Raw genomic sequence first — 25,635 nt, 5'->3', positions numbered from 1 at the left:
GTTCCGGGGTGTCGTACTCAATGGTCATGCGAGGCCCCCGATTTCTCGATGTCGGCCTTCACCAGGTAACTCTGTTCGACCACCACCTGGTCACCCTCCTTCAGGCCGGACAGCACTTCGACCTGCCGCGCATCGCGCTTGCCGAGTTCCACCGGGCGCGCCTCGTACGCCTCGCCGACGCGCACGAACACCACATTCCCGTTGCGGAACGTCTGCAGTGCCGCGAGCGGAACCACCATCGCCGCAGGTTGCTGTTCAACGGTGATGCGCGCCTTCACGGCGGAGCCGGGTCGCCACAGGCCGTCGGCGTTCTGCAGCGTCGCGCGCGCGACCGTGCTCTGGCTGGCCGTCGCGGTGCCGGGTAGCACGCGCTCCAGCGTGGTCTGCGCGGTGGCGCCGTCGCTCAGCCGAGTCACCGTCACCGGCACGCCGGGCACGATGTGCTGCGCGTCGGACCCGAAGATATGCAGGTCCACCCACAGCGAAGACAGGTCGGCGACTTCGAACAGGGTCGCGCCCTCGCCCGCCACGCTGCCGACACTGGCGTTGCGCGCCAGCACCACGCCGCTGATCGGCGATGTCACCGTATAGGTGGTCAGGCTGAGGTTGCTTTCCACGATCGCCAGCGTCTGGCCGGCCCGCACGCGATCGCCCACATTGACCGCGAGGCGGCGGATCGAACCGGGAAAACGCGCGGCGACATTGGCCACGCGGCCTTCCGCCGGCGTCAGCAGTCCCTGCACTTCATGCTCGTCGGCGATCGTGCCGGCCTGCACCGGCGCGACGCGGATGCCGGCATCCTCGGCGATCTTCGCGCCGATGGTGGTGCGGCCTTCATAGCTGTCGTAGGTCCAGCGCAGCGACCTGCCTTCGATCTTCGCCAGCACCTCGACGCCGAAGGAATGCGGTTCGCCGACCACGCTCTTCGCCAGCAGGCTGCCATCGGCCTGCGGCTGCAATACGTGGCTTTCGCTGACATTGCCGAGGCGGACCAGACGGACCTCCACGCTGCCCGCCGCGGCCGGCAGCGGCTTGCCGTCGCGGTAAAGCCACGCCTGCCAGGTGGGTGGCGTGCCTGCTTCGGCGATGGCCAGCTCGACCGTGAAGCCGGCCTGCGTCAGCAGGCGGCCACCGTGCCCGCCGCGCAGGGCGTCTCCATCGCCCTGCGCACCGGCTCCATCGTGGCCATGGCCGGCTTCGCTGTCGTGGCCGTCGTTCTTGCCGCCGCATGCGGCCAGCACCAGGGACAGCGCGAGCGCGCTCATCAGGGGACGCAACGTCATGGGGAGGTTCCTTGTTCAAGCATCGGCGGCGGCACCACGAGGGCCTGGCCGGTGAGGCGCTGCAGTTCGATCAGCGCGAGATGGGCTTCCAGTGCGGCATCCAGTTGCTGCCGGCGCGCTGCGGTGGTCTCGGACTGCAGTTGCGCCCATTCGAGGTAGCTGATGGCACCACCGCGGTAGGCGCGCTCGGCGGCCTGTTCGGCACGCAGCAGGCGCGGCAGCACGTCGTCGCGCGTGCGCTGCACGTCGAGCTGCGCCACCCGATAGCGCCCGTGCGCGTCCGCCAGCGTCGAGTACAACGCGACATCGCGCGACTCGCGCTCGATTTCCAGCGCGGTGAGGTCGGCTTCGGCCGCGCGAATCTCCGGTTGCGCGCGGCGTGCGCCGCCCAGCGGCAGCGACAGGCCGCCGACCAGCGCGGTATCGCCGTTGTCCTGCAGGCGACGCACGCCGACCTGCCAGTCGAGGTCCGGCGTGGCCGCGGTGCGCGCCAGTCGAACGCGCGCCTCGCGGATGCGGCGTTCATCGGCGATCTGCGCCAGTTCGGGCGTGCCCTGCAGCAGGGCGGCCAGTTCCGCCATGTCCGCCACCGGCGGCAAGACGAACGGATCGCCGGCGGCGATCACGAACTGCGGATCGCGTTCGCCCCACAGCGCCGCCAGATGCCGGCGTGCCGCTATCGCCTGCTGCTCGGCCCGCGCCAGCGCGAGTTCCGCGCGCGCCAGCGCGGCCTGCGCGGTCAGCACCACGGATTCCGGCGATGCGCCGGCCTGCAGGCGCTGCCGCGCCGCCGCGACGGTGCGCGTGCGCTGTGCGATGTCGCGGCGCGCCACCTCGGCCGCCGCCCGGGCACCGGTGACGGCGAGGTAACGCCGTGCGACGTCGGCCAGCAGGTCGAGGCGCTGCGCTTCGCGCTGCACCGACAAGGCATCGATGCGTGCCTGCGCCAGGGTGCGGCGGGCGTCGAGCTTGCCGCCACGCTCCAGCACGCCGGCCAGGGTGAGGGTCACCTCGGCCTGGTCTAAGCCGCGCGCCTGGCCGCTGCCGAGGACGTTCTCCACGTCCAGTCCGGCGCGCAGCGCGGGCCGCAACAGCGCGACCTCGCGTTCGGCCAGCAGCGTCTCGGTACGCGCACCGAACAGGCGCAGGTCGGGATGGACGCGGGCGACACGCGCGATGGCGTCGTCCAGCGTCAGGGTTTCAGGGGGAACAGCAGGCGATGGCACCTGTGCGCGCACGCACGGCGCGATCGCGAAGGCGGCCAGTGCCGCCAGTCGCAACCACATGGGAAGTCTCCGGATCGTCGGTGATGGGGCGCGGGCGACAGGACGTCAGCCCGCCGCGGGCATCACGCGGTGATCGGAGGACGCAGCAACGAACCGCGCGGTGCGTGCCCGACCGGCACCGCCGCCATGACGGGTGCCGTGGTGGCCAGCCTCATCGCCGGCACGCGCATCGGCGCCGGCACGATGGCGGTCAGGTGGCCGCAGCAGTGGCTGGCATGCATCAACGCATGCAGCAGGTCGCCTTCGCCGGCGTCGCCATCGGCGTGATTGTGGCCGGTGGCCGCATCGGCATGTTCGTTGACGGCGTGCAGGTGCTCGTTGCCGTTGCCCAGCTCGTGCAGGTCGCCCAGCGAGGCGAGCACGGGGTTGGCCAGTACCGCCAGCAACAGCACCGCCAGCGACGGCAGGCGCAGCAGCATGAAACGGCGGTGGCGAAGCAGGCGGAGCATCGGCGGGCATCCTAGCCGGCCTGCGCGACGTTAGACAATTCCACGGCGGATCCGCGCCCGCGGCTGGAACAGCTCTTGCACGGACCATGCCGACCCCGTCGGAAATGCGCCATGTCTGAGCAGGACGAAAGCGGCGAACGCACTGAATTACCCACCGAAAAACGACTTCGCGAAGCCCGTGAACAGGGCAACATCCCGCGTTCGCGCGAGCTGGCGACGGCGGCGGTATTCGGTGCGGGCGTGCTGGCGATCATCGGCATGGGTCCGGGCCTGGCGCGCAACGCGCTGGGCTGGATGAAGGTCGCCCTCAGCCCGGACCCGTTGCTGATGCGCCAGCCCGACCAATTGTTCGGCTACGTCGGCCTGATGATGCTGAAGCTGCTGGTCGCGATCGCACCGGTGGCCGGCATCTGCGTGCTGGCCGGCCTGGCGGCGCCGACGGCGATGAGTGGCTTGCGGTTCTCGCAGAAATCGCTGATGCCCGACTTCAAGCGGCTCAATCCCGCGTCGGGCCTCAAGCGCCTGTACGGTCCGGAAAGCATCGCCGAGCTGCTGAAGTCGCTGCTGCGCGTCGTCCTGATCGGTGGCGCCGCGGCGATCTGCCTGAAGCTGGGACTCGACCCGCTGCGCGAGCTGTTGACCATGCCGCTGGAGCAGGCGGTGCGCAGCGGCCTGAAATTCACCAGCACCCTGCTGCTGGCCACCACCGGCGGGCTGATCCTGCTGGCGGCCATCGATGCGCCGTACCAGAAGTGGAACTGGCTGCGGAAGCTGAAGATGACCCGCGAAGAGCTGCGCAAGGAAATGAAGGAAAGCGAGGGCAGCCCGGAAGTGAAGGGCCGCATCCGCCAGATGCAGCACCAGATGTCGCAACGCCGGATGATGGAAGACGTGCCGAAGGCCGACGTCATCGTGGTCAACCCCACCCACTACGCGGTGGCCTTGAAGTACCAGGCCGGCCAGATGGGCGCCCCCACCGTCGTCGCCAAGGGCGTGGACGAGTTGGCCATGCGCATCCGCGAAGTCGCCGATGCCCACCGCATCGCCATCGTGTCGGCGCCGCCTTTGGCACGCGCCTTGTATCGCGAAGGTCAGCTTGGCCGGGAAATCCCCGTGAGAATGTACGCCGCCGTCGCCCAGATCCTGTCCTACGTCTACCAGTTGCGCGCCTGGCGCGTGGGCGATGCCCCGCTGCCCGACCTGCCGACCGTCGACGTCGATGAGCACGGAGGCCAGGCATGAGCGCCCAGCCCGCCGGCGGCCTGCGCTGGATGGACATGCTGAAGAACGGCCTCGGCGCGCCGCTGGTCGTGCTGGCCTTGCTGGCGATGATCGTGGTGCCGCTGGCGCCGCCGGTGCTGGACGCGCTTTTCAGCTTCAACATCGCCATTTCGCTGGTGGTGCTGCTGGCGGTGATCTATGTGAAGCGGCCGCTGGACTTCACGATCTTCCCCATCATCCTGCTGATGACCACGATGCTGCGGCTGGCGCTGAACGTGGCCTCCACCCGCGTGATCCTGCTCAACGGCCAGAACGGCCACGATGCCGCCGGCAAGGTGATCGCGGCGTTCGGCGAGTTCGTGGTGGGCGGCAACTACGCGGTCGGCATCGTGGTGTTCGCCATCCTGACCATCATCAACTTCGTGGTCATCACCAAGGGTGCGGGCCGCATCGCCGAAGTCTCGGCGCGCTTCATCCTGGACGCGATGCCCGGCAAGCAGATGGCCATCGATGCCGACCTCAACGCCGGCGTACTGACCCGCGAAGAGGCCAAGGCACGCCGCGAGGAAGTCCGTGCGGAAGCCGACTTCTACGGCTCGATGGACGGCGCCAACAAGTTCATCCGCGGCGACGCCATCGCCGGCATCCTGATCCTGTTCATCAACCTCATCGGCGGGTTCGCCGTCGGCATGTTCCAGCACGGGATGCCGGCGGCCGAAGCGGCCTCGACCTATACCCTGCTGTCGATCGGCGACGGCCTGGTCGCCCAGCTGCCCGCCCTGCTGGTTTCTTCGGCGGTGGCGATGCTGGTCACCCGCGCTTCCCGTTCGGAAGACATGGGCCAGGCCGTGATGGGCCAGGCCTTCGGCCAGCACAAGGCGTTGGCCGTGGCGGCCGGCGTGCTGGGCCTGGTCGGGCTGGTGCCCGGCATGCCCAACGTCGCCTTTTTGACGCTGGCGGCCGGCATCGGCTTTCTGGCCTGGAAGATGTGGAAGCGGACCCAGCAGGGTCCGGACGCGGCGACCGGCGACGTGCCGGCCCTGCCCGGTCCCGGCGCACCCGACCGCAACGCCGAGCTGACCTGGGACGAACTGCGCCCGGTCGATCCACTGGGCCTGGAAGTCGGCTACCGGCTGATCCCGCTGGTCGACAAGCAGCAGGGCGGCGAGCTGATGTCGCGCATCAAGGCGGTGCGCCGCAAGCTGACGCAGGACCTGGGTTTCCTGATACCGCCGGTGCATATCCGCGACAACCTGGAACTGCCATCCAACGGCTATCGCCTGCTGGTGCACGGCGTGCCGGTGGCGTCGGCGGAGATCCATCCCGACCGCGAGCTGGCGCTCGACCCGGGCGGCGCCTTCGGCACCATCGACGGCATCCCCGGCAAGGACCCGGCGTTCGGCCTGGACGCGGTCTGGATCCAGGCGCACCAGAAGGCCACCGCCGAATCGCTGGGCTACACGGTGGTCGATCCGGCCACGGTGATGGCCACCCACCTCTCTCACCTGGTGCGCGAACACGCGCCGGAACTGCTGGGCCACGAGGAAGTGCAGCAGTTGCTGGCGCAGCTGGGCCGCAGCGCGCCGAAGCTGGTCGAGGACCTCACCCCGAAGGCGCTGCCGCTGGCCACCGTGGTGCGCGTGCTGCAGAACCTGCTGATCGAACGCGTGCCGATCCGCCAGCTGCGCCGCATCGCCGAATCGCTGGTCGAATTCGCCCCGCAGAACACCGACCCGGCCGCGCTCACCGCCGCCGTGCGTACGTCGCTGGGCCGCTTCATCGTGCAGGAGATCTCCGGCATGGCGCCGGAACTGCCCGTCTATACCTTGGCGCCGAATCTGGAACGCGTCTTGCAGGACAGCACCCAGGGAACCGGCGCGGCGCTGGAACCGGGACTGGCCGAACGCCTGCACCAGAGCCTCGCCGACGTGGTGACCAAGCAGGAAGCCCGCAGCGAGCCTGCGGTGGTGCTGGTACCGGGAACGGTCCGCGCCGCCCTCGCCCGCCTGGTCCGCCACAGCGTCCCCTCGCTGTCGGTACTGGCCTACAGCGAGGTTCCCGAGGACAAGCGGTTGAAGCTGGTGGGAACAATCAGTTGAGAGCCGGGATTGGTGATTGGTGATTCGTGATTCGTGATTGGCAAAAGCGGGTCACTTCATTCGGAGAAGGCGGGAATGAGTCTGAAAGAAAAAGCCGATAGGCACCGACGAACAGGACGCCATCGTTCCGCCGCTGGTGCTGCCTTTGCCAATCACGAATCCCCAATCACGAATCACGGCTTCCGCCCATGAAAATCAAACGCTTCGTTGCCCCCGACATGCGCACCGCGTTCGCGATGGTGCGCCAGGAGCACGGCCCGGATGCGGTGATCCTGTCCAACCGGGTCACCGAGGATGGCGTCGAGATCGTCGCCGCCAGCAACTACGACGAAGCGCTGGTGCAGCGAACCCTGGACGCGATGCGCCCGGCGACGGCCACCACCGCTGCGCCGCTGCATCCGCTGCTCGATCCGGCACCGTCGGCGACCGCGCCAGCACTGTCGCCCGCCGAAGCCGCCGCCAGTTACTTCGCACGCCGCCAGCCGGCCGCTCCCGCCGCCCCGCGTGCGGAGACGGCAAAGCCTGCCGCCGCCGCGCCAGCCCCGGTCACGGCACCTGCTGCCATCGTCCCGCCGCGTGCGCCGGCACCGGCCAACGACATCCCGATGCCGGTCGTGCGCGACATCGCGCCGCTGCTGATCGAACCCGAATCCTTTGCCGCCAAGCTGGCGGCCTGCCTGCCTGCCTCGCCGGCCAATGAGCCCGTCGCCGCCATCGAACCGGTCGTGGCGTCGCGTCGCCCGGTCGCCGCGCGCGCCGAGGCCGACGACACCCTGGACCTGGAAGCCCTGCTGCCTTCCATCGCACCGCCGGTGTCGCTGCCGGAACCCGAACCCGCGCCGGTGGTCGCGCTGCACGCCACCCGCGCGCCGGTCGCCGCGACCGTGCCGGCGCCTGCGGCCGTCACCGTGCCGACACTGACCATCGTCGCCGACGATGCCGCGCAGGCCCGCGAGAGCGACGAGCAACTGGTGCAGATGCGCGGCGAGCTGTCCGCCATGCGCGAGATGATCGAGCGCGAGATGCACCGCCTCACCGACGAACGCCTGCGCGGTTCGCCGGTGCGCATGCAGGCGATGGAGCTGATGGAGGACTACGGCTTCGACGCCGGCATCACCCGCGACATCGCGCTGCAGATCCCCGCCGATACCGAACTGCATCGCGGCCGCGGCCTGATGCTGGGCCTGCTGTCGAAGAAGCTGCCGGTGCTCGACACCGACCTGCTGGATACCGGCGGCGTCATCGCGCTGGTCGGGCCGACCGGCGCCGGCAAGACCACCACCATCGCCAAGCTGGCCGCCTGCTTCGCGCAGCGCCACAACGCCCGCGACGTGGCGCTGGTCACCACCGACACGGTGCGCGTCGGCGGCCGCGAACAGCTGCACGGCTACGGCCGCCAGCTCGGCATCGCCGTGCACGAAGCCGACAGCGCACAGGCCCTGGCGCTGGTGCTGGAGCGCCTGCGCGACTACAAGCTGGTGCTGATCGACACCGCCGGCCTCGGCCAGCGCGATCGCAACCTGGTCGGCCAGCTCAACTGGCTGCGCGCCTCCGGCCAGGTGAAGACGTTGCTGTGCCTGCCCGCGAACTCGCACTTCTCCGACCTGGACGAAGTCGTCCGCCGCTTCAGCACCGTGCAGCCGCAAGGCGTGTTGCTGACCAAGCTGGACGAAACCGGTCGCCTGGGCAGCGCGCTGAGCGTGGTCGTCGACCATCAGCTGCCGATGACCTGGGTGACCGACGGCCAGCGCGTCCCCGACGATCTCCACCGCGCCAACAGCGCCCACCTCGTGCTGCGGCTGGACCAGCTGCGCCGCGAAGCCGACGAACCCTGCTCCACCGAGGCCACCCATGTCGCCTGATCAGACGCTGCAGACGAATCCCCGCAGCACCCCGCCATCGCCCGGCGCCTTCCATCCCGTGCGCGTCGTCGCCGTCACCGGCGGCAAGGGCGGCGTCGGCAAGACCAACGTGTCGGTGAACCTCGCCGTGTCACTGGCCGAGATGGGCAAGCGCACGCTGCTGATGGACGCCGACCTGGGCCTGGCCAATGTGGACGTGCTGCTCGGCCTGTCGCCGAAGTTCACCCTGGCCGACCTGATCGCCGGCCGCTGCGGGCTGGAGGACGTGCTGCTGGAAGGCCCCGAGGGCGTGCTGGTCGTACCGGCCTCGTCGGGGTTCCGCCACATGGCCGAACTGACCCCGGCCGAGCACGTCGGCCTGGTCAACGTGTTCTCCGAACTGCAGCGCGCCCTCGATTTCATGGTCGTCGACACCGCCGCCGGCATCAGCGACAGCGTGCTGACCTTCTGCCAGGCCGCGCAGGACACCGTGGTGGTGGTCTGCGACGAACCGGCCTCGATCACCGACGCCTACGCCCTGATCAAGGTGCTGGCGCGCGAACGCGGGCTGGACCGCGTGCACGTCGTCGCCAACATGGTCCGCGACCCCAACGAGGGCCGGAAGCTGTACGAAAAACTCGCCCGCGTCTGCGAACGCTTCCTCGGCGACGTCGCCCTGCACTACCTCGGTGCGGTGCCACAGGACGACTGGCTGCGCCGTGCCGTGCAGCGCCAGCAACCCGTCGTGAAGGCCTACCCGGGCAGCCCGTCCGCCCGCGCCATCACCGAGATCGCGCGCACCACGGCCCGCTGGCAACCGCCGGTCGGCGCGCGCGGCAACGTGGAATTCTTCGTCGAGCGCCTGATCCAGCGCGGGGTGGCCGCATGAACACCGCCGCCGCCCAGTACCGCGCGGTGCAGCGCGCCAGCGCGAACGACTTCGTCACCCAGCACGCCGACCTCGTCCGCCGCATCGCCCACCACCTGGCCGCGCGCCTGCCCGCCAGCGTGGAGATCGACGACCTGATCCAGGCCGGCATGATCGGCCTGCTCGAAGCCTCGCGGAGCTACGATTCGGAACAGGGCGCGTCGTTCGAGACCTACGCGTCCATCCGCATCCGCGGCTCCATGATCGACGAGATCCGCCGCGGCGACTGGGTCCCGCGCTCGGTCCACCGCCGTGCCCGCCAGGCGGCCGCCACCGTGCGCGAGATCGAACAGCGCACCGGCCGTGCCGCCATCGCCACCGAAGTGGCCAGCGCCATGGAGATTCCGCTGCCGGAATACCTGCGGCTGATGGAAGACGCCGCGCGCGGCCAGGTGCTGAGCCTGGAGTCGCACATCGACGACCACGGCGAGCCGAACACCACCCGCACCGGCGGCCCGTCGCCGCAGCAGCACCTGGAGCGCAGCGAGTTCCGCCAGCAACTGGTCAAGTGCATCGGCCAGTTGCCGGAACGCGAACAGCTGGTGCTGTCGATGTACTACGAGCAGGAACTCAACCTGAAGGAAATCGGCGCGGTGCTGGGCGTCAGCGAATCGCGCGTCTGCCAGATCCATGGCCAGGCGATGGTGCGCCTGCGCGGCCGCCTGCAGGTGTTCGAGAAGGCGGATGCCGGTCTGGGAGACGACGAGTGATGGGGCCGGGAATGGGGAATGGGGAATAGGGAATGGCGCGCTGCGTTGTCCGCAGGTCCGCGTTCCTTCGGACGCAACAACACCGCTCCCCGTTCGCGATTCCTCATTCCCTGTTCCCTATTCCCGGTTCCCTGGCCTCAACCTTTCCCGCCCCCGGCCGATATCCCCACCAGTCCCACCGTCCACGCACCACCGGAGCACCCGTGACCAACAAGAACATGCGCATCCTGATCGTGGACGATTTCTCCACCATGCGCCGCATCATCAAGAACCTGCTCAACGACCTCGGCTACACCAATACGGCCGAGGCCGACGACGGCAATACCGCGCTGGTCGCGCTGGCGCAGGGCAGCTTCGATTTCGTGGTCACCGACTGGAACATGCCCGGCATGACCGGCATCGAGCTGCTGAAGGCCATCCGTGCCGACGACCGCTTCAAGACGCTGCCGGTGCTGATGGTGACCGCCGAGGCCAAGCGCGAGCAGATCATCGAAGCGGCGCAGAACGGCGTGAACGGCTACATCATCAAGCCGTTCACCGCGCAGACGCTGGAAGAGAAGCTGGGCAAGATCTTCGAACGCCTCGGGGCGGCCGCCTGATGAACGCCGTCGCCGAGGCAGGCAGTGCACGCGCGGCCCTCGTGGAAAAATTGCAGTTCGCACTCGACGCGCTGGAACAGGGCGACGAGGCCGGCTGGCGCCGCGAGCTGGATGCCATCGCCGCCTGGCGCACGCAGCCGATGATGCAGGGCCTGGGCCGCTTGGCCCGCGAACTCGCGCAGACGCTGGGCGAACTGCCGCCGACCGATGCAGGCGAACTCGACGATGCCTGCTCACGCCTGGACCACGTGGTCGAAATGACCGAGCAGGCCAGCCACAAGACGCTGGACCTGGCCGAGCAGTGCCGCGGCTATGCCACCGAACTGAAGGGCACCGACCTGTCGCCGGCCCAGGCCGCGCTGGTGGACCGCATCGGCAAGGGCCTGTCCGAGATGGCATTGGCGCAGAGCTACCAGGACCTCACCGGCCAGATCATCCGCCGCGTGGCCGGCATCGTGCGCCGCGTGCACGAAGGCTTCGGCGCGCTCGGCATCCCGCCGCCGGAAAAAAACCGCGACAAGGGTTCAGAACTCGCCGGCCCGGCCGTTGCTGGTCTTGACCGCAACGCATTTTCGCAGGGCGACGCCGACGACCTGCTGTCCGGCCTGGGGCTGTAGCCCCGGGGGACGCGCGCTGCGGAACCGGAGACCCGCCATGTCCGCCGCTGCCGCCCGCCGTTCCCGCCATCCCCTCGTCCTGCTGTTCGTCGGCTCGCTGCTGGTCTGCGATGTCGTGCTCGGGCGCTTCCTGCGCCGCCGCCACGTCCGCGCGATGCAGTTGCTCGATTCCTCCCGCTGATCGCCCGCACCGGTACCCGTCCCGCCCATGTCCGCCGTCACCCCAGAAATCGCCGCCGACTTCCTGATCGAAGCCCAGGAAATCCTCGACCGGCTCGGCGAACAGCTGGTCACGCTGGAACACGATCCATCCGACAGCGGGCAGCTCAACGCGGTGTTCCGCGGCTTCCACACGCTGAAGGGCGGCGCCGGCTTCCTCGGCATCCAGGCGATGGTCAACCTCTGCCATGCGGCCGAAGAGACGCTCGGGCTGGTGCGCGCTGGCAAGGCCACGCTGGAACCGCAGCACTTCGACGCCGCCCAGCAGTCGCTGGACTGGCTGCAGCAGATGCTTGACGCCGTCGGCGCCGGCGAAGACCCGCCGCATGCGCCGCAGGCATTGATCGAACAGTTCGACGTGCAGGGCGATACCTCCTCGCCCGCCCCCCGCGTCGCCGCCATCGCCAGCCCGGCCGCGTCGGGCGACGACATGATCGGCGACGACGAATTTGAAGCGCTGCTCGACCAGTTGCATGGCGGCGGCGCGCCCACCAGCGTCACGCCACCGCCGCCACGCACCGTGCACGCGCCTTCGCCCCCGCCAGCGAAACCCGCTGCGCCGAAGCTGGCGGCCAAGGCCGGCGGTGAAGCCGAGCAGACCATCCGCGTGGACACCAAGCGGCTGGACGCCATCGTCAACCTGGTCGGCGAACTGGTGCTGTCGCGCAACCGCCTGAAGACCCTGCGCGCGCGCATCCGCGACGAAGAACTCGACCGCGCGGTCAGCAGCCTGGACATCGCCACCGCACGCCTGCAGACCGCCGTCATGCGCACGCGCATGCAACCGGTCGGCAAGGTGTTCTCGCGCTTCCCCAAGGTGGCGCGCGACGTCGCCCGCCAGTTGCAGAAGGAAGTCGACCTGGAACTGGTCGGCGCCGATACCGAACTCGACCGCAACCTGGTGGAAGCGCTCGCCGATCCGCTGGTGCACCTGGTGCGCAACGCGATCGACCACGGCGTGGAAGTTCCGTCGTTGCGCGAGGCCTGCAGCAAGCCGCGCGCCGGCCACGTGCGACTGTCGGCGCAGCAGGAAGGCGACTTCGTCACCATCGAGATCCGCGACGACGGTGCCGGCATCGACCCCGAGCGCCTGCGCGCCAAGGCACTGGAAAAAGGCCTGATCGATCCCGAGGCCGCCGCCCGCCTGACCCACGACGAATGCCTGCAGCTGATCTTCCTGCCCGGTTTCTCCACCAAGGCCGAGGTCACCGACATCTCCGGCCGCGGCGTCGGCATGGACGTGGTGCAGTCGCGCATCCGCGAACTCAGCGGACAGATCACCATCCATTCCGACGTCGGCCGCGGCAGCCGTTTCGTCATCCGCGTGCCGCTGACACTGGCCATCCTGCCGACGCTGCTGGTGCAGGCCGGCGAACCGGTCTACGCCCTGCCGCTGGCGCGCGTGATGGAAGTGCTGCATGCGCCTTCGGAAAGCCTGCGCTGGTTCGACGGCCAGGCCGTGCTCGACCGGCAGAGCCACACGTTGCCGCTGGTCGATCTTCGCCAGTGGTTGCGCGTGGACCCGGTGATGGCGCCGCTGCTCACCATCGTCGTGCTGCAGATGGGCGAGCAACGCTTCGGCCTGATCGTCGACCAGGTCCGCGGCCGCGAGGAAGTCGTCATCAAGCCGCTGCCACGTGCCGTGCGCGGCCTGCCCGGCTACGCCGGCGCCACCCTGATCGGCGACGGCCGCATGGCACTGATCCTCGACGTGGACGGACTGCGCGCGACGGCGTGAAGCGATGGCGGTCTGTGGGACCCGGGCTGTTGTGGGAGCGACGTAAGTCGCGATGGCCGCGAGACGCAATAGGACCGTGTCTCGATGCCCGAAGAAAAGAGCTCGCGACTTACGTCGCTCCCACAACGACAAAGAGCCGGGTGTGACCCCGGTCGCGACTCACGTCGCTCCTGCAGGGGCTTCACCTCAAGTCCAACTGAACCGGGCCGATAGATCAGCACATGGACATCTTCAGCCTCATCGGACTCCTGCTGGCGCTGGTCGCCCTGGTGGGCGGCAGCATCCTCAAGGGCGCAGGCCTGTCGTCGCTGTGGTCGTCGGCGGCGTTCGTCATCGTCATCCTCGGCACCATCGCCGCGATCCTGGTGCACACGCCGCCGCCGGTGTTCAAGCGTGCGATTTCCATCGCGCGCTGGGTGATCCGGCCGCCAGGCAACGAAGGCGATGCGCTGGTCGCGCAGATCGTCGAGTGGAGCAACATCGCGCGCAAGCAGGGACTGCTCGGGCTGGAGCCGCTGGTCAACCAGCAGGAAGACCCGTTCCTGAAGAAAGGCCTGCAGATGCTGGTCGATGGCGTGGAGCCGGAATCCATCCGCCACATGATGGAGATCGACCTCAACGGCCAGGAGCACCAGGACCTCGCCGCCGCCAAGGTATTCGAGGCGATGGGCGTCTATGCGCCCACGCTGGGAATCATCGGCGCGGTGTTCGGCCTGATCGCGGTGATGAAGAACCTCGCCGACCCCAGCAAGCTGGGGCACGGCATCGCCGCCGCCTTCACCGCGACCATCTACGGCATCGCGTCGGCCAACCTGTTCTTCCTGCCGGTCGCCAGCAAGCTGAAGAGCGTGATCGGCAGCCGCAGCCGCGAGCAGGAAATGATCATCGAAGGCCTGATCGCCATCGCGCAGGGCGAGAACCCGCGCAACATCGAGGCCAAGCTGGCCGGCTTCCTGCACTGAGCCGGGACGACGTCGATGGCACGCCGCAGGAAGCACGAAGACCACGTCAACCACGAGGCCTGGGCGATTCCCTATGCCGACCTGATGACGCTGCTGCTGGCCTTCTTCGTGGTGATGTACGCCATCTCCACCGTCAATGAAGGCAAGTACCGGGTGGTGGCCGATTCGCTGACCGCCGCGTTCGGCGGCGCACCGCGCACCATCAACCCGGTGCAGGTCGGCAACCACCAGTTGCAGGGCGCCGATTTCGACCGCCCGTCACCCATCAAGTCCGGCGCCAAGAAGGGGCCGTCCGCGCCTTCGCCTTCGCCCAACGTCACGCTGCTGGCGGCGATGGCCTCGCAGATGAACATGTCGCTCGATGCCAACGGCCTGCAGGCCGCGCAGGGCGAGCTCAAGCGCATCGCCGACGACCTGGAACGCGCGCTGGCGCCGCTGATCGACGAGAAGCTGGTGACCATCAAGCGCTCGGCGCTGTGGCTGGAAGTGCAGATCAACAGCGACATCCTGTTCGCCACCGGCTCGGCGGCGCTTGATCCGCAGGCGCAGGAAACCGTCGGCAAGCTGGCCGCGGTGCTGGCCGACGTGCCCAACTCGGTGCGCGTGGAGGGGTATACCGACGATCGTCCGATCCGCACGGCGCAGTTCCCTTCCAACTGGGAACTGTCGTCGGCGCGCGCCGCCAGCGTGGTGCACCTGTTCGTGCGCGACGGGATTCCGCCGGAGCGGCTGGCGATGATCGGCTACGGCGAGTTCCGCCCGATCTCCGACAACGCCACGCAGGAGGGCCGCAACGCCAACCGCCGCGTGCTGCTGATCATCCTCGCCAGCCCCACCGCTCCGGCACCGGACTTGCATGCGCAGGAGCAGGCCGTCGCTCCGCCGTCAGTGATCTCGCTGCCGCCATTGCCGGCCCACGCCGCGTCGCCCATGCCCGGAGCGCCGCCGGCGCCCCAGGTCCATGAAGGAGTCCAGTGATGCGCGTGTGGGCAATCGCCAACCAGAAAGGCGGCGTCGGCAAGACCACCACCACCCTCGCCCTCGGGCGCGGCCTGGCCATGCGCGGCCATCGCGTGCTGCTCATCGACCTGGACCCGCATGCGTCGCTGACGCGCGCGTTCGGCGTCGCCACCGATCCGCAGCCGACCGGCGTGCTGGACCTGTTCGACGAGCCGCCGCCCACGCTCGCCAGCGTGGCCCGCGCCACCGAGATCGAGAACCTCTCCTTCGTCGCCGCGCAGACGCCGCTGGCCACGCTGGAGCGCCGCAGCGCCACCCAGCCCGGACTCGGCCTGGCCCTGTCCAACGCGCTGGCGCGCGGTGGCCACGCCTGGGACCACGTGCTGTTCGACTGCCCGCCCACGCTGGGCCTGCTGATGGTCAATGCCCTGGCCGCGGCCGACCACGTCATCATCCCGACGCAGACCGAACCGCTGGCGCTGCACGGCCTGAAAGGCATGTGCCGCACCGCGGAGATGATCCAGCGCTCGCGCCACCGCGTGTTGCCCGTGTCGATCCTGCCCACGCTGCACGACAAGCGCACCCGCACCGGGGCCGAGACGCTCAAGGCGATGCAGGACGAATACGGCGAGCGCGTCTGGAACGACGCCATCCCCAACGACACCCGCATCTGCAGTGTCGACGCGCTGACCCGGTCCAGCCCCGCCGCGCAGTATCCCGGCCGCGGTCTGTCGGCTTACCGCCGCGCGCTCGACTGGCTGCTGCTGACCGAAGCCCGCGACACGGAGCAGGCCGCATGAATACCCCCGCCGTCCTCGACGACTACCTGCTCGACCTGCTCGGCGATGTCGCCGCGCCGACCGTGCAGGCCGCCGAGCCGGCGATGGCGGCCACGCCGGTATCCGAACCGGAACCCGCCACGGTTCCGGCACCCGTCCTGGCCGTGGCGCCCGTGCGCGCCGGCGGCGAAGCCGACCTGATCAGCGACGACGAATTCGAAGCCCTGCTCGACACCTTGCATGGCGACGGCGCGCCGACTGCGGTCGTGGCCGCGCCTGCGCCTCCGGCGGCGGCACCCGCCCTCGCCGTCGCACCGGTTCGTCCCGGCGCCGGTGGCGACCTGATCAGCGATGACGAATTCGAAGCCCTGCTCGACGACCTGCACGGCGGTGCCGCGCCGACGTCGCGCGTCACGGCACCTGCGGCGGCACCGGCACCGGCCGTGCCGCCGTCGATGCCCGCCGCTCCCTTGCCCTACGCTGCCGTGCCGCTGCCGGCGAAGCCCTTCCTGCAAGCACAGGTCGACACCGGCGAACGTCGTCGCGCCACCGAGCGCAAGACCCGCTGGCTGCGCCTGCGCTGCGACCAGCAGCACTACGCGCTGGAACTGCTGAAGGTGCAGGAAGTGGTTCGCCCGGCCATCCTGCTGCCATTGCGCGGCGCGGCGCCGCACATGCTGGGCGTGATGAACCTGCGCGGCCAGGTGGTGCCGGTGATCGACATGGGCCTGTACCTGGGCCGCCGCGCGATCGAGGTCGATGCCGTTACCCGCATCGTAGTGCTGGAGGAGCACGGTGAAACCCTCGGCCTGCGCGTGACGGCCGTCGAAGACGTCGCCAACCTCACTGACCAGCAGATCGAATCGCCCGACAACGCCCGCGTGGGCCGCATCGCCAACCCGCTGTTCCGCGGCGTGGCACGCCTCAACGAGTGCGCGGTGATCCTGCTGGACGCCTCGCAGATCCTGCAGTGAGGCCGGGCGCGAGGGGACAGAAATGAGGTCAGGCCGCGCCTGCTTCCGCTCACGCCTCACGTCTCCCCAGTCGCGCCCCGCATTTCCCCAACGCCGTCACACATTCACACCCGTCCCTCAAGAGCCGACCTCGTGCGCCGATACCTCACCAGAGCCGCCTTTCCGGAGACACGATGAGCGCTGTGCCATTGGGTGACGACCTCGGTATCGAGGCCGCCACCGACCTCAAGCAGCACCTGGCCCCGCATGTCGCGCAGCCCGGACCGCTGGCGCTGGACGCCGGCACCGTGCAGCGCGTGCATACCGCCAGCCTGCAGGTGCTGTGCAGCTTCGTGCGCCAGCGCGAGCAGGCCGGCCTGGCCACCGATTTCAGTGCGGTCAGCCAGAGCTTCCGCGACGCCGCGCGGCTGCTCGGCATCGCGCCGCAGCTCGGCCTGGCCAACGACAACGAACACAACACGCAACAAGTGGAGAACGCCGCATGAGCGCACGCATTCTGGTAGTGGACGATTCGGCCTCGATGCGACAGATGGTCGCCTTCGCCCTGAGCTCGGCGGGTTTCGCGGTGGATGAGGCCGAGGACGGCCAGGTCGCGCTGGGGCGCGCGCAGGGCCAGAAGTTCAATGCCGTGGTCACCGACGTCAACATGCCCAACATGGACGGCATCTCGCTGATCCGCGCGTTGCGCGGCCTGCCGGACTACAAGTTCACGCCCATGCTGATGCTGACCACCGAATCGGCCGCCGACAAGAAGGCCGAAGGCAAGGCCGCCGGCGCCACCGGCTGGCTGGTCAAGCCGTTCAACCCGGAACAACTGGTCGCCACCGTCCAGAAAGTCCTGGGCTGATCGCCCACCTCCTCCGCTTCCCTTCCGACCGCACCAGGGCACCGTCGCCATGAACATGGACATGCAGCGCTTCCACGCCACGTTCTTCGAGGAAAGCCGCGAAGGGCTGGAAGCCATGGAAGCCGGCCTGCTGTCGCTGGAACAGGGCAACCGCGACGGCGACCTGATCAATTCCATCTTCCGCGCCGCGCACTCCATCAAGGGCGGCTCGGCGACGTTCGGCTTCGACGCCATCGCCGGCATGACCCACGTGCTGGAAACGCTACTGGACGAACTGCGTGCCGGCCAGCGCGCCGTCAGCCCGCCCGCGGTCGATGCGATGCTCGCCTCGGTCGACGTGCTGCGTGCGCTGCTGGCCGAAGCCGAACACGGCACGCCGGCCGATCCCGCCGCTGTGCAGGCCATGAAGGACCGCCTGAACGCGGTGCTGTCCGGCCAGGACGCCCCCGCCGCCGCCGCGCCTGTGGCCGCAGCGGTCGCCGATGCCGAACCCGACGGCTGGAAGATCGGCTTCACACCGGCGCCGTCGCTGTTCATGAGCGGCAACGATCCGCTGCGCATCCTGCGCGAGCTGGAACACCTCGGCCCGCTGGAAATCGCGTGCCGCATGGAGCGCCTGCCCGGCTTCGAACAGATCGATCCGCTGGAAGCCTACCTGGCGTGGGATCTCGGCCTGATCGGCAAGGTACCGCGCAGTGCGGTGGACGACGTGTTCGCGTGGGTCGTCGACGACTGCGAACTCGACATCCAGCCGATGCAGCGCAACGCGGTGCCGGTCGAAGCCGCCGCCGTCGCCGCACAACCGGTCGCCGCCATTGCCGCCAGCGGCACGCAGGCGCCTGCCGCAGCGGCACCCGCCGCCAACGATGCCGCCGAAACCTCCATCCGCGTCAGCGTCGACAAGATCGACGGGCTGATCAACCTGGTCGGCGAACTCGTCATCACCCAGGCCATGCTGAAGCAGGTGTCCGGCCTGATCGACCAGGCCCAGTGCGAGCGCCTGTTCGCCGGCCTCGACCTGCTGGAGCGCAACACGCGCGACCTGCAGGAAGCCGTCATCGGCGTGCGCATGCTGCCGGTGGACGCCGTGTTCCGCCGCTTCCCGCGCCTGGTCCGCGACCTGTCCGCGCGCCTCGGCAAGCAGGTGCGCCTGCGCACCATCGGCGAAGGCACCGAACTGGACAAGGGCCTGATCGAACGCATCGCCGATCCGCTGGTGCACCTGGTGCGCAATTCGATCGACCATGGCCTGGAAATGCCCGATGTGCGCACGCAGGCCGGCAAGGACGAAACCGGCACGATCACGCTGGCGGCCTCGCACCAGGGCGGCCACATCGTCATCGAAGTCAGCGACGACGGCCGCGGCCTCAACCGCGACCGCATCCTCGCCAAGGCGGCCGAGCGCGGCCTCGCCGTGCCGGAGAATCCCACCGACGCGCAGGTGTGGGACCTGATCTTCCAGCCGGGCTTCTCCACCGCCGAAGCCGTCACCGACCTGTCGGGCCGCGGCGTCGGCATGGACGTGGTCCGCCGCAACATCCAGGCACTGGGCGGCGAAGTGCAGCTCGAAAGCGCCGCCGGCCAGGGCACCCGCGTGGTGATCCGCCTGCCGCTGACGCTGGCCATCCTCGATGGCATGGCCGTCTCGGTCGGCGAGGAAACGCTGATCCTGCCGCTGACCTACGTGCTGGAAGCGCTGCAACCGCAGGCCGAAGACGTGCGCACCGTGGGCGGCGAAGGCCGCGTGCTGCGCGTGCGCGGCGAGTACCTGCCGATCGTCGCGCTGAACCAGTACTACCGCTACGGCGACAACCGCAACGCCGACCCGCTCGTCGTGGTGGTGGAAGCCGATGGCCAGAAGCTCGCGCTGGAAGTCGACGAACTGATCGGCCAGCAGCAGGTCGTGGTGAAGAACCTGGAAAACAACTACCGCCGCATCGAAGGCATTTCCGGCGCCACCATTCTCGGCGATGGCCGCGTCGCGCTGATCGTCGATGTCGGTGGCCTGGTGCGTGCGCGCCGGATGCAGCAGGCCGCCTGACCCTTCTCTTCGCGCTGTCGCGGATGCGTCGCCCCACGCGGGCGACGTCCGGTGGCGCGCGCCCTACACTATCGGCACCCGCATGAAGCTCGTTCTCTCCACCCTCGCCCTCTCCCTGCTGGCCGTGCATGCCGGCGCCCGTGCCGACGACGGCGCTGCCAGGGCCACCGCGTGGCCGCCGAAGATCGCCTTCGCCGGTGGCACCGAGCTGAGCCTCGGCGGCAACCTGCAATACGACCTCAACCGCTTTTCCGGCGACGGCTACAACGGCGCCGACCTGCAGGACGACGACGCCTGGCGGCGACAGGAACTCGGCCTGACCCTGCGCAAGAAGGGTGTCTACGACCTCGGCGTGACCTACGATTTCCATGCCAGGAGCTGGAACGACGTGGCGTTGCGCGTGGAGACCAAGGCCCTGCTCGGACGTGACCTCGGCAAGCTGCGCATCGGCCAGATGAAGGTGCCGCTGGGCTTCGAGGGCAACACCGCCACGCGCGCCGTCAGCTTCCTGGAAAGCGCGCTGCCGACGCAGGCGTTCTACGAGAACCGCCGCAGCGGCATCGACTGGGCGTTCGAGCGCGAGCGCTACATCGTCAACGCGGGCTACTTCTTCGAATCGGACCTGCTTGGCAACAACAAGGGCGACACCGCCGCGCTGCGCCTCGCATGGACGCCACGCAAGGCGGCAGGCGACGTGCTGCACCTGGGCATCGCCGGGGCGCAGGAGCGGCCGGACAGCGAGGTCAACGGCCTGGGCGTCACCGTGCATCCCAGCGTGCGATGGCGCGCCCGTCCGGAAGCCGCGCTTACCAGCGTGCGCCTGGTGGATTCCGGAACCCTGACACGGGTGGAGCGCATCGACCGCACCGGCCTGGAAGCGCTGTGGATCCATGGCCCGTGGTCGCTGCAGGGCGAATACCTGCGGCAGGAGACCACACGCGAGCCGGGCTTGCCGTCGTATTCGGCCGATGGCGGCTACGTGTTCGCCAGTTGGCTGGCGACCGGGGAATCGCGCGGTTACAGCGGCGGCAACGTCGCCAACCCCAGGCCCAAAGGAAAGCACGGCGCGCTGGAGCTGCTGGCCCGCTACAGCCGCATCGACCTGGACAGCGACGGCATCGCCGGCGGCCGCGAACACAACTGGACGCTCGGCGCCAACTGGTACCTGACGCCGTACTTCAAGGTCCAGGCCAACGTCGTGAAGACGGATGCCACGCGCGGGTTGTTCTCCGCCGACCCGACCGTGTTCCAACTGCGCGCACAGATGCATTTCTGATCGTTTCAGCCCCCTGGCGCGCGACGCGTCACGATTTGCGCGCGCTCGCGGCACCAGTTTCGCCACTCGGCCCGCCTTTCTGCCGAACGGTTGTAAAGAAGCCGTCACAAGCGCCGCTACCCCGTTGCAGACGTCGCGCCGTTGCGATGCGAGCCCTCCGGATTCAAGGCTATCCGGGAGACTCGGCCCACGGTCCGTGATGTCCGCCGCCTGCGCGCTTCTGTTGCTCTATCGGAGAACTCCCGGATGAACTGGTTCCAGAACCTTCCCATCGCCCGCAAGCTGGCGCTGGCCTTCACCGTCACCACCGCCCTGACGCTGCTGCTTGGCGGCTTCTCGCTGTGGCGCCTGAATGTCAGCGACACGCAGATCGGCGACATCAACGAAAACTGGATGCCGGCCGTGCAGCACCTTGGCGAGATGCGCGTGCAACTGGGCGAATTCCGCGCCTACGAGCAGGCCCAGCTGACCAAGCAGGGCGATGCAGCGGAAATCGCCGACTACGACAAGCGGCTGGCCGATACCCGCAAGCTGATCGAGGCATCGGAAGCGGCCTACAACGCCATTCCGGCCGAGTCCTCGCCCGAGGAACTGGCGCTCTACGGGAGGGTGAAAGCCTCGCGGGCCGCCTACTTCGAAGCGCACGACCGCATCGCCGCCGCCGTGGCGGCCGACGATTTCGCGGCCGCGCAGGCCGTCTCCGGCAGCGAATCGCGCAAGTTGCGGCGCGAATTGTTCGAGCACCTGAAGGCGCTCTCGCAGTACAACGTGGACAACCTGGCCGAAGACGTCGCCGCGTCCGAGCGCGCTCACCAGCGCACGGTCGCCACGATGGTGACGGGCCTGGCTCTGGTGCTGGCGTTGGCGGGGCTGCTGGGCTGGTCGATCACGCGGTCGATCGTGAAGCCGGTGGGCGAAGCCGTGCGTGTGGCGAACGATGTCGCCGCCGGCAAGCTGGACGGCAAGATCTATACCTCGCGCAAGGACGAAGTCGGACAGTTGCTGGCCGCCATGCAGCGCATGCAACGGCAGGTCGTATCGCTGATCGAGGCGCTGGCCGAGATGACGCGGCGCCACGACGAAGGCCAGATCAGCTTCCGCATCGACGACAGCAACTTCCCCGGCGACTATGGCCGCATGGTGCGCGACACCAACATGCTGGTCGCCCAGCATATCGGCGTGAAAATGCGCGTGGTCGACGTGATGCGCCGTTATGCAGTGGGCGATCTGTCGGTGGACATGGACCGCCTGCCGGGCGAGAAGGCTGTCATCACCGATGCCATGGACATATGCAAGGCTAACCTGTCCGCCATCAACGGCGACATCCAGCGCCTGGCGTCGGCCGCCGCCGCAGGCGACTTCTCCCTGCGTGGCGATGCGGACAAGTACGAGCACGACTTCCGTGACATGGTGCAAACGCTGAACCGGCTGATGGAGACCACCGACGGCAATCTCGGCGACGTCTCCGCCCTGTTGCGGGCGATCGCCCGCGGCGACCTGACGGCACGCATGGAAGGCGACTTCCACGGCGTGTTCGCCACCATGCGCGACGATGCCGATGCCACGGTCACCCAGCTGACAGAGATCGTGGGCGGCATCCAGATCGCGGCACTGAGCATCAACACCGCCGCCGGCGAGATCGCCTCCGGCAACAACGACCTCTCCCGCCGTACCGAACAGCAGGCCGCCAACCTGGAAGAAACCGCCGCCTCGATGGAGGAACTGACCTCCACCGTGCGCCAGAACGCCGAGTCGGCCCGCCAGGCCAACCAGCTCGCCATCGGCGCCGCGTCCGTTGCTTCGCAGGGCGGCGACGTGGTCGGCAAGGTCGTTACGACCATGACCGACATCGAACAGTCGTCGAAGAAGATCGCCGAGATCATCTCGGTCATCGATGGCATCGCCTTCCAGACCAATATCCTGGCGCTCAACGCGGCGGTGGAAGCGGCGCGTGCCGGTGAGCAGGGTCGCGGCTTCGCCGTGGTCGCCTCGGAAGTGCGCACGCTGGCGCAGCGCAGCGCCAACGCCGCCAAGGAGATCAAGGGCCTGATCGAAACCTCGGTGGACAAGGTGGCCGATGGTTCGGCGCTGGTGAACCAGGCCGGCGCGACCATGGCCGAGATCGTCGCCAGCGTGCAGCGCGTGACCGACATCATGGCCGAGATCTCCGCGGCCTCGCAGGAGCAGAGCGCCGGCATCGAACAGGTCAACCAGACCATCACCCAGATGGACGAAGCGACCCAGCAGAACGCCGCGCTGGTGGAGGAAGCCACCGCTGCCGCACGTTCGATGGAAGAGCAGGCCCAATCGCTTACCGAGTCGGTATCGGTGTTCAAGCTGCAGGCAACCGCCACGGCTGCACCTGCACGCAACGCGGTGGCAGTCGCCCACGTCGCCCCCGCCGCAGCGAAGCCCCGACCCGCGCCGCGATCGGTCGCACGCAAGCCGGCCACGCGCGCACCGGAACCGGCGCTCGCCGACGGCGACTGGCAGGAGTTCTAGACGGCCGTCCGTTCCGACGGCGGCTCCCCGCTCAAAGACGGCCCGGCGATGTCCGGGCCGTTTGCTTTCCCGCGACTTACGCACCGGCTGGCGTTATTCAAGTTACTGATGGAAAGGGAAAAATGTGAGTCAAGCGCAGGCCACTTCGCGCCGATAGCTAGGGAGCCACCGGCCCGATGACGGACCGGATCCACATCAACCTGGTGACTCTCCATGTCTCACGCACGTTGCGTCCTGCCGCTGTTCCTTTCCGCCGCCGCGATCGCCGGTGCGCAGGCCGCCGAGCCCATCGCCACCGATCGTCCCGACTTCGTCGAATCCAGCCAGACCGTCGGTGCGCACCGTGTCCAGATCGAAACCAGCGTCGCGTGGGAGAAGGACAGCGACGCGCGCACGTTCGCCACCCCCACCCTGCTCCGCCTCGGCGTCTCCGAACATTGGGAACTCCGCCTGGAAGGCGACGGCTGGTTGCGCAGTGCTGCGGCCGGCGAGCGTGAGCGCGGCATGGCCGATATCTCGGTCGGTGCCAAGTACCACGTCGCCGGCTCCGGCGAACGCGGACCGTCGCTGGCCTGGCTGGTGCACGCCGATCTGCCCAGCGGCGACCGCGCTTTCCGCGGCCATGGCGTGCGTCCGTCGGTGCGCCTTGTCGCCGAGTGGGAACTGGCCGACGACTATTCCCTCGGCGTAATGCCCGGACTGGTGCGCGAAAGCGACGACGAGGGCCGTCGCTATACCGCAGGCATCCTCGGCGTGGTCGTCGGCAAGGCATGGACGGACCGGTTCCGTACCTTCGCCGAGGTCGCCCTCCCGCAGATCGCACGCGCCGAGGATGGCGGCACCGTCGCCACGCTGGACCTGGGAGGCGCCTGGCTGCTCAACGACGACGTGCAGCTCGACCTGGCCTATGGCGCCGGCCTCAACCACCGCACGCCCGACCACGCCGTGACCGTCGGCGTGTCGGCGCGCTTCTGACCGTCGCCGCCCTGACCGGACAACCGCCATGAAGACCACCCACATGCTCGCCACGCTGATTTCCGCCGCCCTGCTGGGGCTGGTGGCGATGGGCGTGATCGGCCACCTCGGCCAGCGCGACCTGCTGACGTCGCTGGAAGACCAGAACGCCAGCGCACGATCGCTTCGCCACCACATGCAGGCCGACATGATGCACGACGCGCTGCGCGGCGACGTGCTGGCGGCGATGCTCGCCGGACGCCAGGAGGACACCGCCGGCATCGCCGCCGCGCGCCAGGCCTGGCAGGAGCACGCCGCCACGTTCCGTGAGGCGATCGCCGCCAATGCACAGGCGAGGCTGCACCTCGATGCCGCCACCGCCAGGACGATGCAGGAGATCGGCCCGGCGCTCGATGGCTACATCGGCCACGCCGGCACCGTGATCGGCCAGGTCGAAGACCGCGCCGCCACCGTCGACCAGACCTATGCCAACTTCATCGCCAGCTTCGAGGATCTCGAAACACGGATGGCGGCCATCAGCGACGGCATCATGGCCGCCGATCGGCTCGCGCATGACGAGGCGGATGCCCGTGCGGCCGGCGTGGCGCGCCGGCAGTGGCTCAGCGCGGTGCTCGCCATTCTGGCGCTGTCCATGCTGGGCGCATGGATCGCACGCGCATTGCGTCGCCTACTCGGCGGCGAGCCGGCCGATGTGGCCGATATCGCCCGCCGCATCGCCGCCGGCGACTTCAGCCGGACCGTCGCGCTGCGGGACGGCGATCGCGGCAGCCTGGCGCACAGCATGCAGCAGGTGCAGGAACAGGTGCAGGCGGTGATCCTGGCGCAGCGCCACATGGCGGAACGCCACGAACAGGGCACGATCAGCTTCCGCATGGATGAAGCCGCCTTTCCCGGCGACTACGGGCACATGGTGCACGACACCAATGCGCTGGTGGCCGCGCATGTCGACGTGAAGACGCGGCTGGTCGAGTTGATGCAGCGTTATGCCGTCGGCGACCTGTCGGACGACATGGATCGCCTGCCGGGCGAAAAGGCCGTGATCACCGAGGCGATGGACATGTGCAAGGCCAACCTGTCGGCGATCAATGGCGACATCAAGCGCCTGGCCGCGGCGGCAGCCGAAGGCGACTTCTCCCAGCGTGGCGACGTGGCGCGGTACCGCCATGATTTCCGCGAGATGATCGCCAGTGTGAACGCACTGATGGAAAGCGCGCATGACAACCTGGGCAAGGTCTCCGCGCTGCTGCAGGCGATCGCCCGCGGCGACCTGACGGCGCGCATGGAAGGCGACTTCCATGGCGTGTTCGCCACCATGCGCGACGACGCCAA

21 protein-coding genes and 2 pseudogenes are annotated in these 25,635 nt (G+C 68.9%); 20 read left to right on the top strand and 3 right to left on the bottom strand.

The window, feature by feature from the left end; translation table 11 throughout:
- Window positions 1–17: 17 nt before the first annotated feature.
- From V7060_RS17515 to V7060_RS17505, 3 genes are all read right to left on the bottom strand, one after another.
- Window positions 18–1,283, bottom strand: a complete 1,266-nt coding sequence (locus V7060_RS17515) for an efflux RND transporter periplasmic adaptor subunit (protein ID WP_334180498.1) — start codon at window positions 1,281–1,283, stop codon at window positions 18–20.
- Complete coding sequence (locus V7060_RS17510; RefSeq protein WP_334180497.1) at window positions 1,280–2,569, bottom strand: TolC family protein; 1,290 nt, start codon at window positions 2,567–2,569, stop codon at window positions 1,280–1,282. Before V7060_RS17510 ends, V7060_RS17515 begins: the two co-directional genes overlap by 4 nt.
- Window positions 2,570–2,631: 62 nt before the next feature.
- Window positions 2,632–3,018: a hypothetical protein gene (locus V7060_RS17505; RefSeq protein WP_334180496.1), complete on the bottom strand. Its 387-nt coding sequence runs from the start codon at window positions 3,016–3,018 to the stop codon at window positions 2,632–2,634.
- A 111-nt stretch (window positions 3,019–3,129) separates the two neighbouring features.
- Here V7060_RS17505 and flhB point away from each other — a divergent pair, with 111 nt between their 5' ends.
- From flhB to V7060_RS17405, 20 genes and pseudogenes are all read left to right on the top strand, one after another.
- Window positions 3,130–4,260, top strand: coding sequence for a flagellar biosynthesis protein FlhB (gene flhB, locus V7060_RS17500; protein ID WP_334180495.1), 1,131 nt, complete (start codon window positions 3,130–3,132; stop codon window positions 4,258–4,260).
- Window positions 4,257–6,338, top strand: a complete 2,082-nt coding sequence (flhA, locus tag V7060_RS17495) for a flagellar biosynthesis protein FlhA (protein ID WP_334180494.1) — start codon at window positions 4,257–4,259, stop codon at window positions 6,336–6,338. The genes flhB and flhA overlap by 4 nt, the downstream gene beginning before the upstream one ends.
- Window positions 6,339–6,526: 188 nt before the next feature.
- Window positions 6,527–8,200: a flagellar biosynthesis protein FlhF gene (gene flhF / locus V7060_RS17490; protein ID WP_334180493.1), complete on the top strand. Its 1,674-nt coding sequence runs from the start codon at window positions 6,527–6,529 to the stop codon at window positions 8,198–8,200.
- Between the two features lie 55 nt (window positions 8,201–8,255).
- Window positions 8,256–9,068 (top strand): annotated as a pseudogene (locus V7060_RS17485) (MinD/ParA family protein); the annotation flags it as partial.
- On the top strand, window positions 9,065–9,817 hold the full coding sequence (locus V7060_RS17480) for an RNA polymerase sigma factor FliA (protein WP_334180492.1): 753 nt from the start codon (window positions 9,065–9,067) through the stop codon (window positions 9,815–9,817). The pseudogene V7060_RS17485 and the gene V7060_RS17480, both read left to right, overlap by 4 nt.
- Window positions 9,818–10,035: 218 nt before the next feature.
- A complete protein-coding gene (locus V7060_RS17475) occupies window positions 10,036–10,416 on the top strand; it encodes a chemotaxis response regulator CheY (RefSeq protein ID WP_327482154.1) in 381 nt (126 codons plus the stop codon).
- Window positions 10,416–11,033 (top strand): protein phosphatase CheZ, encoded by a 618-nt coding sequence (locus tag V7060_RS17470; protein WP_334180491.1) that lies wholly within the window; start codon window positions 10,416–10,418, stop codon window positions 11,031–11,033. Before V7060_RS17475 ends, V7060_RS17470 begins: the two co-directional genes overlap by 1 nt.
- Window positions 11,034–11,070: 37 nt before the next feature.
- Window positions 11,071–11,214, top strand: a complete 144-nt coding sequence (locus tag V7060_RS17465) for a hypothetical protein (RefSeq protein WP_334180490.1) — start codon at window positions 11,071–11,073, stop codon at window positions 11,212–11,214.
- Window positions 11,215–11,241: 27 nt separating this feature from the next.
- Entirely contained in the window at window positions 11,242–12,990 is a 1,749-nt protein-coding gene (locus tag V7060_RS17460) for a chemotaxis protein CheA (protein ID WP_334180489.1), read from the top strand.
- Window positions 12,991–13,211: 221 nt separating this feature from the next.
- Entirely contained in the window at window positions 13,212–13,952 is a 741-nt protein-coding gene (locus V7060_RS17455; RefSeq protein ID WP_334180488.1) for a flagellar motor protein, read from the top strand.
- A 15-nt stretch (window positions 13,953–13,967) separates the two neighbouring features.
- Entirely contained in the window at window positions 13,968–14,930 is a 963-nt protein-coding gene (gene motD, locus V7060_RS17450; protein ID WP_334180487.1) for a flagellar motor protein MotD, read from the top strand.
- Window positions 14,930–15,712, top strand: coding sequence for a ParA family protein (locus V7060_RS17445; protein ID WP_334180486.1), 783 nt, complete (start codon window positions 14,930–14,932; stop codon window positions 15,710–15,712). The genes motD and V7060_RS17445 overlap by 1 nt, the downstream gene beginning before the upstream one ends.
- Window positions 15,709–16,665 carry a chemotaxis protein CheW gene (locus V7060_RS17440; protein WP_334180485.1) on the top strand — a complete coding sequence of 319 codons (957 nt, stop codon included), beginning with the start codon at window positions 15,709–15,711 and terminating at the stop codon, window positions 16,663–16,665. Before V7060_RS17445 ends, V7060_RS17440 begins: the two co-directional genes overlap by 4 nt.
- 173 nt (window positions 16,666–16,838) lie before the next feature.
- Window positions 16,839–17,150, top strand: a complete 312-nt coding sequence (locus V7060_RS17435; protein WP_062358032.1) for an STAS domain-containing protein — start codon at window positions 16,839–16,841, stop codon at window positions 17,148–17,150.
- Window positions 17,147–17,512 (top strand): response regulator, encoded by a 366-nt coding sequence (locus V7060_RS17430; RefSeq protein WP_162338451.1) that lies wholly within the window; start codon window positions 17,147–17,149, stop codon window positions 17,510–17,512. Before V7060_RS17435 ends, V7060_RS17430 begins: the two co-directional genes overlap by 4 nt.
- Window positions 17,513–17,561: 49 nt before the next feature.
- Window positions 17,562–19,553, top strand: coding sequence for a chemotaxis protein CheA (locus V7060_RS17425; RefSeq protein ID WP_334180484.1), 1,992 nt, complete (start codon window positions 17,562–17,564; stop codon window positions 19,551–19,553).
- A gap of 82 nt (window positions 19,554–19,635) precedes the next feature.
- Window positions 19,636–20,829 (top strand): porin, encoded by a 1,194-nt coding sequence (locus V7060_RS17420; protein WP_334180483.1) that lies wholly within the window; start codon window positions 19,636–19,638, stop codon window positions 20,827–20,829.
- Window positions 20,830–21,075: 246 nt separating this feature from the next.
- On the top strand, window positions 21,076–23,331 hold the full coding sequence (locus V7060_RS17415) for a methyl-accepting chemotaxis protein (protein WP_334180482.1): 2,256 nt from the start codon (window positions 21,076–21,078) through the stop codon (window positions 23,329–23,331).
- Window positions 23,332–23,544: 213 nt separating this feature from the next.
- Entirely contained in the window at window positions 23,545–24,306 is a 762-nt protein-coding gene (locus tag V7060_RS17410) for a transporter (RefSeq protein ID WP_334180481.1), read from the top strand.
- A 28-nt stretch (window positions 24,307–24,334) separates the two neighbouring features.
- Window positions 24,335–25,635 (top strand): annotated as a pseudogene (locus V7060_RS17405) (hypothetical protein); the annotation flags it as partial.

Source organism: Pseudoxanthomonas sp., from assembly GCF_036845285.1.
In the GTDB taxonomy this organism is placed as follows: Bacteria; Pseudomonadota; Gammaproteobacteria; order Xanthomonadales; family Xanthomonadaceae; genus Pseudoxanthomonas_A.
This window is presented reverse-complemented; position numbering and strand designations above follow the sequence as displayed.

Excerpts from the sequence above, each read along its gene's own strand:
- V7060_RS17435 (WP_062358032.1), top strand. The coding sequence starts at position 16,839 with ATGAGCGCTGTGCCATTGGGTGACGACCTCGGTATCGAGGCCGCCACC.
- V7060_RS17515 (WP_334180498.1), bottom strand. The coding sequence starts at position 1,283 with ATGACGTTGCGTCCCCTGATGAGCGCGCTCGCGCTGTCCCTGGTGCTG.
- V7060_RS17460 (WP_334180489.1), top strand. The coding sequence starts at position 11,242 with ATGTCCGCCGTCACCCCAGAAATCGCCGCCGACTTCCTGATCGAAGCC.
- motD (WP_334180487.1), top strand. The coding sequence starts at position 13,968 with ATGGCACGCCGCAGGAAGCACGAAGACCACGTCAACCACGAGGCCTGG.
- V7060_RS17440 (WP_334180485.1), top strand. The coding sequence starts at position 15,709 with ATGAATACCCCCGCCGTCCTCGACGACTACCTGCTCGACCTGCTCGGC.
- V7060_RS17415 (WP_334180482.1), top strand. The coding sequence starts at position 21,076 with ATGAACTGGTTCCAGAACCTTCCCATCGCCCGCAAGCTGGCGCTGGCC.
- V7060_RS17425 (WP_334180484.1), top strand. The coding sequence starts at position 17,562 with ATGAACATGGACATGCAGCGCTTCCACGCCACGTTCTTCGAGGAAAGC.
- V7060_RS17510 (WP_334180497.1), bottom strand. The coding sequence starts at position 2,569 with ATGTGGTTGCGACTGGCGGCACTGGCCGCCTTCGCGATCGCGCCGTGC.
- V7060_RS17445 (WP_334180486.1), top strand. The coding sequence starts at position 14,930 with ATGCGCGTGTGGGCAATCGCCAACCAGAAAGGCGGCGTCGGCAAGACC.
- V7060_RS17410 (WP_334180481.1), top strand. The coding sequence starts at position 23,545 with ATGTCTCACGCACGTTGCGTCCTGCCGCTGTTCCTTTCCGCCGCCGCG.
- V7060_RS17455 (WP_334180488.1), top strand. The coding sequence starts at position 13,212 with ATGGACATCTTCAGCCTCATCGGACTCCTGCTGGCGCTGGTCGCCCTG.
- V7060_RS17465 (WP_334180490.1), top strand. The coding sequence starts at position 11,071 with ATGTCCGCCGCTGCCGCCCGCCGTTCCCGCCATCCCCTCGTCCTGCTG.
- V7060_RS17475 (WP_327482154.1), top strand. The coding sequence starts at position 10,036 with ATGCGCATCCTGATCGTGGACGATTTCTCCACCATGCGCCGCATCATC.
- flhA (WP_334180494.1), top strand. The coding sequence starts at position 4,257 with ATGAGCGCCCAGCCCGCCGGCGGCCTGCGCTGGATGGACATGCTGAAG.
- V7060_RS17480 (WP_334180492.1), top strand. The coding sequence starts at position 9,065 with ATGAACACCGCCGCCGCCCAGTACCGCGCGGTGCAGCGCGCCAGCGCG.
- flhF (WP_334180493.1), top strand. The coding sequence starts at position 6,527 with ATGAAAATCAAACGCTTCGTTGCCCCCGACATGCGCACCGCGTTCGCG.
- flhB (WP_334180495.1), top strand. The coding sequence starts at position 3,130 with ATGTCTGAGCAGGACGAAAGCGGCGAACGCACTGAATTACCCACCGAA.
- V7060_RS17420 (WP_334180483.1), top strand. The coding sequence starts at position 19,636 with ATGAAGCTCGTTCTCTCCACCCTCGCCCTCTCCCTGCTGGCCGTGCAT.
- V7060_RS17505 (WP_334180496.1), bottom strand. The coding sequence starts at position 3,018 with ATGCTCCGCCTGCTTCGCCACCGCCGTTTCATGCTGCTGCGCCTGCCG.
- V7060_RS17470 (WP_334180491.1), top strand. The coding sequence starts at position 10,416 with ATGAACGCCGTCGCCGAGGCAGGCAGTGCACGCGCGGCCCTCGTGGAA.
- V7060_RS17430 (WP_162338451.1), top strand. The coding sequence starts at position 17,147 with ATGAGCGCACGCATTCTGGTAGTGGACGATTCGGCCTCGATGCGACAG.